Origin of the sequence: Janthinobacterium sp. Ant5-2-1 (genome assembly GCF_001445815.1) — a bacterium.
In the GTDB taxonomy this organism is placed as follows: domain Bacteria; phylum Pseudomonadota; class Gammaproteobacteria; order Burkholderiales; family Burkholderiaceae_D; genus Janthinobacterium; species Janthinobacterium lividum_E.
On record NZ_LNCE01000117.1, the window covers coordinates 1 to 12,101 of the forward strand.

Here is a 12,101-nt window from a genome sequence, read left to right on the forward strand (position 1 = left end):
CGGACAAGCGCTGCTTGTCCGGCTTTGTCATTTTACTAGTGGAAATACACCGAGCCCTGGTGTAGCACGTCCGCCGAGCACAGGATGTACATCGCCGCCGCTGCCAGACCTATTTGCAAGGCGCCAAAGCTGATCGGGATGAGGCGGGACATGTCGTACTCCTGAGTGGGATGAGGTGTGTTGTCAGGCTTTCATCATAGGATGAGTTGATGCCTTTGGGCATCGGATGAATGTCCGCCACCTTGTAGGACAACACCTCGCGCCTGGCGCCCCGCCTCGCTCTCCGGCCGCCTAGCGGTTTTTCCAGCGCACTACCGGCTCTTCGGGCGCCGTGTCCGGCACGTTCGAGATCGCCAGCCAGTGCGTCAGGCGTTCCGGGTGCTTGAGATTGATGCCCATGCCATCGATGATGCCCACCTGCTCCAGCATGCGCGCATCGATTTTCGCTTTCGACACCGTGGGTGCGCCCATGACCATGCGGTCATACGCCTTGCGCGCCTTGTGTTCCCATTTGTGCAGATTGCTTTCGTCGAAGCGGTTCGCTTCGAAATACACGGTCAGGGTGCCATCGAGGTTGCCGAAGCCGACAATGCCCGCGCCCTTGCGGATGGTGGTGTTGTTGCTGATGTCGAATTCCGCCGTGGGTACGAAAATACCGGCGCGGCCATCGATGTCGGGACGTCCCACGGGCGTTTCCTTGCCGTAGGAACTCGTTTCGGTAATGGTTTTTTCTGCAGACATGGTGCGTGTGTGGTGGCCGTGCCGGGAGCGCGATCGGGCCCGGCAGCGCCAGTCATCCTGTTCAAAAAATGCGTGCTGATGATCAGGGCGGGGTAGGGGCCCTGGCGGAGCGATGCTTGGCATTGCTTGATACCCCGCTATTGTAGCGCTAATTTAATTCTTTTTGGCAACATTTAATGCGGCTGTGCATGCTTTTTCAAACGTGAAAAAGCCGTCCGGCCAAACGGCGGGACGGCTGTTGCGCAGCGACTGCCGGGACTCAGGCGGCAGTCTTGCGGCGTGCCATGAAGCCCAGCAAGCCCAGGCCCAGCAGCATCATGGCGTAGGTTTCCGGTTCCGGCACGGCGGCCGTTACCGAAACGTTGTCCAGGTAGGAACCATAGGTCGGTGCGGAGACCGGGCCGATCGATTCGAAGCGCAGCACGGTGGACGAACCCAGCGCCGTCAGGTTCTGGCTGTAGGTTTGCCAGGTGCCGCCCGTGTTGCCGACCAGTGCCGTCGGCGTCAGCAGGGTCGAGCCCCAGTACACATTCATCAGGCTGCTGGCACCGCCTGGCGTGTCGGGACGGCCCGAATAGGCGAACGACAACGCGTAGGTGCCACCGGCCGTGGTAGCGATGCTCTGGTAGGTGGACGACAGGCTTTCCGTGTTCAGTTCCAGGTATTGGATGCCATCGGCGGCGACAGGGTTGAAGCCGCCCTGGCCGCCTTGCGTGGCGCCCTTCTGGATTTCAAACGCCGTGTTGCCGCTGACGGACGAGCTCCAGCCCGTGACGGCGCTCAGCTGGGCGTAGGACGAGGAAATGGCGTTGCTTTCAAAACTGCCGTTGACCACCAGTTCGGTCGCGGCGTTGGCGGCGCCGGCGGTGACCAGGGTGGCCAGTGCGGCAATTTTCAGCAAGGTGGCAGGCGTGTTCATGTGAGCTCTCGTTTTAGTTAATTAAAAGATCATTCAATTTCTTAAATGACATTTAAAGAATATCACCAAAAATCACATAAAGAACATTCGCTCGCTGAAAATATTTGTAATTGTGAAATCATTTGTGTCTGTACTGCAATTGATTTCCATGATGAACTAATTGCAATTTTGCTCCAGAGCGAACACGGCCTTGAGCGTGCTTGCAGCAAAGAATTTTTGTGACATCGAGTGCGTAAAAAAAAGCCTGCACCATTACAACAATGGTGCAGGCTGTTGTCTGCCGCAAGCGTGCGTCCCCGCCTATCGATGCGATAGGCGGGGCGTCGGATCAGGTCAGAAGGCCAGGCGGCCCTGCAGGTAGACCATGCGCGGCGCGCCCACCAGCTTGCCCAGGTTGCCATCCGAGGTGCGCGTGAAGTAGCGCTTGTCGGCGAGGTTGTTGACGCCGGCAACCAGTTCCAGGCCGTTCTGGCCTGGCACTTTCCATTTCATTTGCGTATTCCAGGTACGGAAGCCGGGAATCACGCCCAAGTTACCAGCCGCGTTTTCCGCCATGGTATTGGCTTCGTCGGCGAACTGACGGCTCTGGTGGCTGCTCGACAGGTCGAAGCCCCAGGCGCCCAGTTGGTAGTGGGCGCCGATGGTGTCCGTGGTGCGCGAATAGAAGGGCACGTCGTTGCCCGCGTTCACGCCATCCTGCAAGGTCGCCTTGGTATAGGTGTAGGTGGCGTAGGCGTTCAAGCCGGCCAGCGCGCCGGACTTGTCGAAGTGGTAGTCGACGGCCGATTCCAGGCCCCGGTGGTGCGTGGCGCCCACGTTGTAGAAGATGACGTTTTCGCCGCTGCCGATGGACTGGATCTGGTTGTCGAATTTGATGTTGAACAAGGTTGCCTCAGCCGACAGCTGGCCGCTCTTCCAGCGCGCGCCCAGCTCCGCCGTTTTCGCCAGTTCCGGCTGCAGCGGGTTCTTGCTTGACTGTGCATTGAGCTGCGTATTTTGCACGGCGCCAAACGAGCTGTTGTAGTTGCCGAACAGGGTCACGTTGTTGTTGAGCAAGTAGGCCACGTTCAGCGAGGGCAGGGCCTTGTTGTTGAGCAGATCGATCTTCTGGTCGGTCGGCAAGTGATTGAAGCGTTCCGTCTTGATGTGCTCGTAGCGTACGCCCGGCGTGATGCGCCATGCGTCGATGGCGATCTTGTCGTCGATATACACGGCTTGCGCATCGGTCGAGTTGTCGGCGAAGCGCGTCGGCTTTTGCTTTACGCCGCTGGCGATGACGATGTTGTAGATGGTCTCGTCAGCCCGTTCGGCCAGGTAGCGGTAGCCGACGGTGACGTCCTGCGACACCTTGCCGGTCGTAAAGCGCTGCGTGTAGCGCGGCTCGATGGCCGCCGTTTCATAGTTGCGCGGCTGGCGGCCCCGGTTTTTTCCGCTGATCAGGGTGCTTTCACGCGAACTCTTGTTGTAATAGGCGCGCACCTCGAATTCCTGCGTGCCTGACAGCGCGTTCAGGTAGCCGATGTCGACGGCCTTGCGCTCGCCGCTCCAGAAGTCGGTCGGGCGCGTGTTCTGGAACGGGTCCTGCTTGTATTGCGCGGCGGTCAGGCCGCCCGGCGTGCGCGACGTCACGTCGTAGTAGGACAGCTTGCCGTACACCTCGGCCGTCGGGCTCAGGTCGTAGCGGAATTTGAGGGCGAAGTCGTTGACCTTCTCATCGCTGCCCACGCGCCAGTCGCTGCCGCGGATGCCGGAATACAGCACGGCCAGGCCCAGGCCGCTGTCGAGCTGGGTGCCGGCAAAGACGCTGGCCTGCGTGTTGTGGCCCACTTCGCTGTACGAGTTGTAGCGCATGGTGGCGTCGCCCGTGATGCCGGGCGTGGTGGGCACGCGGCGCGTCTTGAAGTTGATGATGCCGCCCACGTTTTGCGGGCCGAAGCGCACGGCGCCGCCGCCGCGCACCACGTCGACCGTCTCGACATTGGCCAGGCTGACGGGCGCGAACGACAGTTGCGGCTGGCCATACGGCGCCACCGACATCGGGATGCCGTCCAGCAAGACCGTGCTGCGCGGCGAATAGCGTCCGGCCAGGCCGCGCACGCCGATATTCAGGGAGATGGCGCTGCCGGCGCTGCCCGAGTTGTCGCTGATCTGCACGCCGGGAATGCGGCGCATCACGTCGCTGAGGCTGGTCGCGCCCGAGTTCTCGATGTCATCCTTTTGCACCACCGTGCGGGCGCCCGCGAAATTCTTCGTGCTGGCGGCCATGCTGGTGCCCAGCAGGTTGCTGCTGACCTGGATCGATTCCAGGATGGGACCGGCGTTATCAGCCGTATTGGCTTGCTGTGCCCGCGCGACGATGGGCGCGTTCAGGCAGGCGAGGGCGATGGCCAGCGCGCACGGGCGCAGCGAAAAGGGCAGTGTGGAAAATGTGGCGGCCATGCATGGATCTCCGTAATGACAATGTTTGCGCGGGCAATCGGGCGGCGCGACAACATCGTGGCGTGGACATCCGGCGCAAGGGGATGATAATGATAATGATTCTCATTTTATCCGTCAATTGCGAACACTGCGTAGTGCCGGCTTTCCCTGTGAGTAGCAAGCAAGTGTTGTTGATCCGGTACAGCGAGTCGCCCGGATTGTCGCTTGGCACCATTGCTCGGGTGCGGCGGCATTGCGTGCGCTTCTTGTATACTCCCGCTTTTGCAGCCGTCAGACGTGAACGTACAATGAGCCAGACAACTGAAACGACACCAGGCATTTCCTCCGTGGAACGCCGCCAGGGCGACCAGCCGGCAAGTGCTGCGCGCAAATTGAATCTGCTGGTGGTCGACGACAACCAGGAAGTGGGCGAATCGCTGGCCATGCTGCTCGAAGCGCTGGGCCACCACGCCGTGGTGGTGCGCAACTGGCAGATGGCCGTCGAGCAAGTCAAGCTGTGCGTGCCCGACGCCGTCTACCTCGACATCGAAATGCCCGGCATCAGCGGCATCGAAATCGGCCGCCGCCTGCACCACAATCCCGAGACGGCCAACGCCGTGCTGATCGCCGTCACCGGCCACAGCCTGCCCATGTACATGGACGACGCGCTGGCCGTTGGCTTCCGCCACTTCCTCGTCAAGCCCGTGCGCCTGGAAGACCTGGCGACGACGGTGCAGTCGGTGCTGGCGGGGTAGGTTCCCACCCTACGGCCGGCTCAGTGACCACTGCTGGTTGTTCGCATTGGTCAGATTCCACTGGATGATCTGCGCGTTTTCCGCCGTGCTCAGATTTAAGACGTCCAGGGTCAGGTTGCTGTAGCGGTTGCTGATCGTCTGGTAGCCGGCAACGGGGCTGGCGAAACGCCATTGCTGGCCCAGTCCGCCCCAGTAGTTCCATTGCGCGATATTCGTGCCGGCCGTGGTCGAGTTGTTGTAGTCGTCCAGGCCCAGCAGGCTGTTCGCATTGATCAGGCTGTAGTAGCCATCGCCGTGTCCCACCACATACCATTGCTGGTGTTTTGCCCCCGTATACGTTTGCTGCTGCACCAGCGCGCCATTCGCCGTGCCGGCGCCCGCCACGGCCAGCGCCTTGCCGCTCAGGCGTGAGCGCAGCACCGTGGGGCCGTCCGAGATGCCGCCGCAGCTGGCGATGGCGAAGTTGCGCGTCAGGCTGGGCCAGCCGCCCTCATACGTCATTTTTAAGATATCGAGCTTGGCCGCGCCATTGTCGTTGACGTCGTAGTAGTGGATCGACGTGTAGTTGCAGCCATCCTGCTTGAGCACGCCGATATGGCCAGGGCCCTTGTACTTGCCGTCGAGGTTGGGCAGCACCGTGCGCGTGCCGCTGTACGGCCCCGTCACGCTGCCGGCGCGCTGCACTTCCACGTAATACGTGCTGGCGGCGCCCTGGCAGCATTTGCCGCGGTTGGCGAACAGATAGTAATACTCGCCGTCGCGCGTGATGTAGGGCGCTTCGATATCCTTGCCGCCGCCATCGAGGATGGTGGTGACGTTGCCGCTTGTCTTGCCCGTGGCCTGGTTGATTTCCGTCACGCCGATGCCGCCGAAAAACGAGCCATACGACATGTAAACCTTGCCGTCGTAATCGCGGAACAGGGCCGGGTCGATGGCATTGATTTCCGCGCCGCCCCCATACGATTGCACGACGATGCCCAGGTCCGTCCAGCTCGGGTTTTTCAGCGAGGCGGAACGGGCCACGCCGATGGCCGACACGGACGTGCCGAAGGTGGACACCGAGTAATACAAATAGTAATAGCCGTTCATGTGGATCACGTCCGGCGCCCAGTACGAGCCGCTGAAGTTGGGGATTTTATTGGCAATCCAGGCCGGCGGCGTGCTGAATACGGGCGCGGGGCCGGCCGACCATTTCAGCAGGTCCGTCGAGGTGGAATACCAGATTCCATCGCCCGTCGTGAAATTGAAATACGTGTCGCCGTCGCGCGTGAGGGTGCCGGGGTCGTGCGCATTCGGCACGCCCGTCAGGTTGACCGCTTGCGCCGCATGGGCGCAGAACATCAGGCACAGTGCTGCCAGGATTTGCTTCATCGTTGTCTCCGTACTGTTTTTATGGGGCGGTCCAGGCCGCACCCCAGAGTAGGGCGATGGTCAAATTTGCACTAATGAATTTTTTACAGGAAGCGATACCGGGGCCGGTATCGGAGAAGAAATAAAAGCGGCGCTGGAATAGAAAAAGCCCGGTTCGAAAACCGGGCTCTCCTTTATTCTGTGGGGTGGCTGATGGGGCTCGAACCCACGACAACAGGAATCACAATCCTGGACTCTACCAACTGAGCTACAGCCACCACTGTCTTACTTACCTGTTTAGCTGTTTTGCTGAACAGGTGCCGAATTATACAAAGAACTCGGCAAAGTGGCAAATCTAAATGCAGTCTTTTTTAAAGAATCGAAAGATTGCATGAAAACGCCTGTTTTCCCTCATACGGACAGGTGTTCGACAGGCGGGTGCAAATCCAGCAAACCGGCGAAGGCTTGCGCCAGGGCTTCGACCTTGGCCGTCGTGTAGCCTTGCAGCTGCGGGGCGTCGTTGCCGCTGCGGCGCAGGCTGGCAGCGTCGAGCAGGCGGGTCAGCTGGCGCGCCACGGCTTCGCCGGTGTCGACCAGGGTGATCTTTTCCTGCGTATGCGCGCGCACCGTGCGTTCGATGGCGTCCTGCACGAAAGGGTAGTGGGTGCAGCCGAGGACGAGGGTATCGACGCCTTGCGCCAGCAGTGGCGCGATATAGCGGTCGAGCATGGCGCTGGTGGCGTCGAGCGGGTCGCTGCCCATCGCGGACTGTTCGATGCGTTCGACCAGGCCGACGCAAGGTTGCAAGATGAACGTGGCGCCGGTGGCGCTGCTGACCTGTTCGCGCAAGGCCAGCAATTTGTCGCCGCGCAAAGTGCGCTCGGTCGCCAGCACGCCGATCTTGCCGTTGCGGCTGATGGCGGCTGCCGGTTTCAGGCCCGGCTCGACGCCGACGATGGGCAAGTCCGGGTAGCGCGCGCGCAGCGCCTTGATGGCGGCGATGGTGGCCGTGTTGCACGCCACCACCAGTGCCTTGGCGCCTTGCTGCAGCAGATAACCGGCCACTGCCAGTGAACGGTCGATCACTTGCTGTTCCGTCTTGTCGCCATACGGCGCATGGCCGGAATCGGCAAAGTAAATCAGGTCTTCCTGCGGCAGCTGCGCGCGGATATGGCGCAGCACCGACAGGCCGCCCACGCCGGAGTCAAAAATGCCGATGGGCGCGTCAGGGTGAGCATTGCTTGCAATAGAAGTCATGGGAAACCGGAGTAGATAAAAAAACGCCGCGCTGATTGCCGCGCGGCGTTAATGGTAGAGCTTGTTTAAACAACCGTCACGGGAATCTTGCTCACGCTATTGAGTTGCTCGATCTTCGCCTGCCACTCTTTCGGGCCCGTGTTGTGCACCGAGGTGCCTTTCGCATCCACGGCCACCGTGACCGGCATGTCGACGACGTCGAATTCGTAGATCGCTTCCATGCCCATGTCGGCAAAGCCCAGCACCTTGGCGTGCTTGATGGCTTTCGACACCAGATAGGCGGCGCCGCCCACGGCCATCAAATAGGCCGACTGGTGCTTCTGGATCGATTCGATGGCGACCGGGCCACGTTCGGCCTTGCCGATCATGGCGATCAAGCCGGTTTTTTCCAGCATCATGTCGGTGAACTTGTCCATGCGCGTGGCGGTCGTCGGACCGGCCGGGCCGACGGCTTCGTCGCGTACCGGGTCGACCGGGCCGACGTAGTAGATCACGCGGTTCTTGAAGTCGACCGGCAATTCCTCGCCCTTGGCCAGCATGTCCTGGATGCGCTTGTGCGCGGCGTCGCGGCCGGTCAGCATCTTGCCGTTCAGCAGCAAGGTCTGGCCCGGCGTCCACGAAGCGACTTCTTCTTTCGTCAGGTTGTTGAGGTCGACGCGCTTGGACTTTTCCGTGTCCGGCGTCCAGTGCACTTCCGGCCACGACGACAGCGATGGCGGTTCCATGTAGGCAGGGCCCGAGCCGTCCAGCACAAAGTGGCCGTGGCGCGTGGCGGCGCAGTTCGGGATCATGGCGACAGGCTTCGACGCGGCGTGCGTCGGGTGCATCATGATTTTCACGTCAAGCACGGTCGTCAGGCCGCCCAGGCCCTGCGCGCCGATGCCCAGCGAGTTGATCTTGTCGCACAGCTCGATACGCAGTTCTTCCAGCTTGTTTTGCGGGCCGCGTTGTTTCAGCTCAAACATGTCGATGTCTTCCATCAACACTTCTTTTGCCATCAGCATGGCTTTTTCGGCCGTGCCGCCGATGCCGATGCCCAGCATGCCTGGCGGGCACCAGCCGGCGCCCATGGTGGGCACGGTCTTCATGACCCAGTCCACCAGCGAGTCGGACGGGTTCATCATGATCATCTTCGACTTGTTTTCCGAACCGCCGCCCTTGGCAGCGACTTTCACGTCGACGGTATTGCCTTCCACCAGTTCCATGTGCACGACGGCTGGCGTGTTGTCCTTGGTGTTCTTGCGGTCGAAATGCGGGTCGGCCACGATGGAAGCGCGCAGCTTGTTGTCGTCGAAGTTGTACGCGCGGCGCACGCCTTCGTTGACGGCGTCGGTGACGGTGCCGGAGAAGCCCTCGAAGCGCACGCCCATGCCGATTTTCAGGAAGACGTTGACGATACCCGTGTCCTGGCAGATAGGACGCTTGCCTTCCGCGCACATGCGCGAGTTGGTCAGGATTTGCGCGATCGCATCTTTTGCCGCCGGGCTTTGCTCGGCCGCGTAGGCGCGCGCCAGGTGCTCGATGTAATCAGCAGGGTGGTAGTAGCTAATGTACTGCAACGCTGCGGCGACGGATTCGATCAGGTCTTCTTGCTTTATGACAGTCATGGTGTTCTCGCGGTAGATAAGAAGGGTAAGACTCTTTGCTGAAAGCCCATGGCCGCCGCTGGCAGCCATGGGCTTCGGGTTTAGTGCGGTCGTGCCTGGTTCTGTGTCACCGTCATGATGCGGTCGGTGTACGCGATTGCCATGGCGGACAGGATGAAGACCATGTGGATCACCGTTTGCGCGATGACCACGTTCGGTTCCTTGGCATACGCGGTGGCGTTGATGAAGGTCTTCAGCAGGTGGATGGACGAGATGCCGATGATGGCCATCGCCAATTTCGTCTTCAGCACGGAAGCATTTACGTGCGACAACCATTCCGGCTGGTCTGGGTGGTCATCGAGGTGCATGCGCGAAACGAAGGTTTCGTAGCCGCCGATAATGACCATGATCAGCAGGTTCGAAATCATCACCACGTCGATCAGGCCTAATACCACCAGCATGATGGTCGCTTCGTTCAGCTTGACTGGCGGTGGCACGCCAGGCACGGTCACGGCGCTGATGACGTGCTGCAGGGCTGCATCATTGCCGAACACGGCGCCGATCAGGTCGGACAATTCCACCCAGAAATGAAATACATACACGCATTGTGCGAGGATCAGGCCCAGGTACAGCGGCAACTGCAGCCAGCGCGACATGAAGATGAAGGCGGACAGCGGATGCAGCTTGGTATGCTTGGTAGTCGGTGGTAGGTGGTCGATCATGTGGGGTTTCCTGGGGGAGTAAATACCAATTTTTGGCATGCCCGACATTTTACACTTGCTGTTGATTACTGCGCATGGCCTTGCTTCTGATTATTAGGTTTGATGAAACACAAAGTGGTATTGAACCTTCGGCGCACCATGCATTTTCCCAGCGAAAATACTGTACGGCGTCCCCTTGACTCCTATTGCTGAAGGCGCTTATGGTTAGCCTTGATAGGGGTAAAACGCTGCATAAACGCGACATGTAAGGCGTCCGTAAGACATGGGGCCTATCGTGTTAGCAAACAATTACTACACTGGAGACAAGCATGAGCGCTACAGAGAACCAAGGGCAGGGCACGCAGCAGCAGGGACCAGAAGAGTCACGCGTATTTGACCCGTCGGCAGCATTTGCCGCACAGGCAACGATTTCCGGCATGGACGCTTACCGCGCCATGGTGGCCGAGGCCGAACGCGACTACGAAGGCTTCTGGGCCAAGTTGGCGCGCGAAAACCTGAGCTGGAAAAAGCCGTTTACCCGCACCCTGAACGAAGACAACGCCCCATTCTACAAATGGTTCGAAGACGGCCAGCTGAACGTGTCGTACAACTGCCTGGACCGCAACATCGAGAACGGCCTGGGTGACAAGACGGCCATCATCTTCGAAGCGGACGACGGCACTGTCACCAAGGCAACATATAAAGAACTGCACGAAAAAGTCTGCAAGTTCGCCAACGGCCTGAAAGCCAAGGGCATCGCCAAGGGCGACCGCGTCATCATTTATATGTCGATGTCCGTCGAAGGCGTGGCCGCCATGCAAGCGTGCGCGCGCATCGGCGCCACCCATTCCGTCGTCTTCGGCGGCTTCTCGGCGAAGTCCTTGCAGGAACGCATCATCGACGCGGGCGCCGTGGCCGTCATCACGGGCGATGAGCAATTGCGCGGCGGCAAAAAGCTGCCATTGAAATCCATCGTCGACGAAGCGCTGGCGCTGGGCGGCTGCGACTGCGTGAAAAACGTCATCGTGTATAAACGCACGGGCAGCGACCTGCCGATGGTGGCCGGCCGCGACACGTGGCTGCACGACCTGGTCGAAGGCCAGAGCGCGCAATGCGAGCCGGAATGGGTCGATGCCGAGCATCCATTGTTTATTCTCTACACGTCCGGTTCCACTGGCACGCCGAAGGGCGTGCAGCACTCGAGCGGCGGCTACCTGCTGTGGGCCGCGCTGACGATGAAGTGGAGTTTCGACATCAAGCCCGACGACGTGTTCTGGTGCACGGCCGACATCGGCTGGGTGACGGGCCATAGCTACATCGCGTATGGCCCGATGGCCGTGGGCGCCACGCAAGTGGTGTTCGAAGGCATCCCGACCTACCCGAACGCGGGCCGTTTCTGGGAAACCATCAAAAAACACAACGTCAGCATCTTCTATACGGCGCCAACGGCCATCCGTTCGCTGATCAAGGCGGCCGACGTGGACCCGAAAGTCCATCCAAGCAATTACGACCTGACGAGCTTGCGCTTGCTGGGCACGGTCGGCGAGCCGATCAATCCGGAAGCGTGGATGTGGTACTACAAAAACATCGGCGGCGAGAAATGCCCGATCGTCGATACCTTCTGGCAAACGGAAACGGGCGGCCACATGATCACCCCGTTGCCTGGCGCCACGCCGATGGTCCCCGGTTCCTGCACCCTGCCATTGCCGGGCATCATGGCCGCCATCGTCGACGAAGCGGGCCAGGACGTGCCGAACGGCCAGGGCGGTATTCTGGTTGTGAAGCGCCCATGGCCATCGATGATCCGCACGATCTGGAACAACCCCGAGCGTTTCAAGTCCAGCTATTTCCCGGAAGAGCTGGGCGGCAAGATGTACCTGGCAGGCGACGGCGCCATCCGCAACAAGGACACCGGCTACTTCACGATCACGGGCCGCATCGATGACGTGCTGAACGTGTCGGGCCACCGCATGGGCACGATGGAAATCGAATCGGCCCTGGTCGCCAACCCGCTGGTGGCCGAAGCCGCCGTGGTGGGCCGTCCGGACGATACGACAGGCGAATCGATCTGCGCCTTCGTGGTGCTGAAGCAAGCGCGTCCGACAGGCGAGGAGGCGAAGAAGCTGGCCCTGGAGCTGCGCAACTGGGTCGGCAAGGAAATTGGCCCGATCGCGAAACCGAAGGAAATCCGTTTCGGCGACAACCTGCCAAAAACCCGCTCCGGCAAAATCATGCGCCGCCTGCTGCGCGTGCTGGCGAAGGGCGAGACGATTACGCAGGATGTGTCGACCCTGGAAAACCCGGCGATTCTGGAGCAGTTGAAGGAAGCGTCCTGATGTTGCTTGGGTAGCCAAAACCCAAACCAACATCCGGG

Annotated in this window: 9 protein-coding genes and 1 tRNA gene; 2 read left to right on the plus strand and 8 right to left on the minus strand. The window is 60.5% G+C overall.

The genetic code is table 11. The features are described 5' to 3' along the window. Positions 1-291: 291 nt before the first annotated feature. The 3 genes from ASN89_RS25370 to ASN89_RS25380 all read right to left on the minus strand — a co-directional run bounded on the left by ASN89_RS25370 (position 292) and on the right by ASN89_RS25380 (position 4,099). Positions 292-741, minus strand: a complete 450-nt coding sequence (locus tag ASN89_RS25370; protein WP_058051194.1) for a hypothetical protein — start codon at positions 739-741, stop codon at positions 292-294. Positions 742-1,000: 259 nt separating this feature from the next. Continuing rightward, a complete protein-coding gene (locus ASN89_RS25375) occupies positions 1,001-1,660 on the minus strand; it encodes a PEP-CTERM sorting domain-containing protein (RefSeq protein WP_058051195.1) in 660 nt (219 codons plus the stop codon). Positions 1,661-1,993: 333 nt separating this feature from the next. Next, on the minus strand, positions 1,994-4,099 hold the full coding sequence (locus ASN89_RS25380; protein ID WP_058051196.1) for a TonB-dependent receptor family protein: 2,106 nt from the start codon (positions 4,097-4,099) through the stop codon (positions 1,994-1,996). Positions 4,100-4,386: 287 nt separating this feature from the next. On the opposite strand from ASN89_RS25380, the gene ASN89_RS29125 reads away from it, so the two are divergent. Beyond that, positions 4,387-4,833, plus strand: a complete 447-nt coding sequence (locus tag ASN89_RS29125; protein WP_081368151.1) for a response regulator — start codon at positions 4,387-4,389, stop codon at positions 4,831-4,833. A 9-nt stretch (positions 4,834-4,842) separates the two neighbouring features. Here the strand turns inward: ASN89_RS29125 and ASN89_RS25390 are convergent, their stop codons facing one another. The 5 genes from ASN89_RS25390 to ASN89_RS25410 all read right to left on the minus strand — a co-directional run bounded on the left by ASN89_RS25390 (position 4,843) and on the right by ASN89_RS25410 (position 9,748). Beyond that, positions 4,843-6,204 carry a family 43 glycosylhydrolase gene (locus ASN89_RS25390; RefSeq protein WP_058051197.1) on the minus strand — a complete coding sequence of 454 codons (1,362 nt, stop codon included), beginning with the start codon at positions 6,202-6,204 and terminating at the stop codon, positions 4,843-4,845. Positions 6,205-6,385: 181 nt separating this feature from the next. Then, positions 6,386-6,461: transfer RNA gene (locus ASN89_RS25395), tRNA-His, on the minus strand. A 133-nt stretch (positions 6,462-6,594) separates the two neighbouring features. Next, positions 6,595-7,440 carry a glutamate racemase gene (murI, locus tag ASN89_RS25400; protein WP_058051198.1) on the minus strand — a complete coding sequence of 282 codons (846 nt, stop codon included), beginning with the start codon at positions 7,438-7,440 and terminating at the stop codon, positions 6,595-6,597. Between the two features lie 65 nt (positions 7,441-7,505). Further along, positions 7,506-9,047, minus strand: coding sequence for a fumarate hydratase (locus ASN89_RS25405; protein ID WP_058051199.1), 1,542 nt, complete (start codon positions 9,045-9,047; stop codon positions 7,506-7,508). A gap of 80 nt (positions 9,048-9,127) precedes the next feature. Beyond that, positions 9,128-9,748: a YqhA family protein gene (locus tag ASN89_RS25410; protein ID WP_034760097.1), complete on the minus strand. Its 621-nt coding sequence runs from the start codon at positions 9,746-9,748 to the stop codon at positions 9,128-9,130. 308 nt (positions 9,749-10,056) lie between these two features. Between ASN89_RS25410 and acs the strand changes: the two genes are divergently transcribed. Next, positions 10,057-12,063, plus strand: coding sequence for an acetate--CoA ligase (acs, locus tag ASN89_RS25415; RefSeq protein WP_058051200.1), 2,007 nt, complete (start codon positions 10,057-10,059; stop codon positions 12,061-12,063). Positions 12,064-12,101 lie beyond the last annotated feature (38 nt).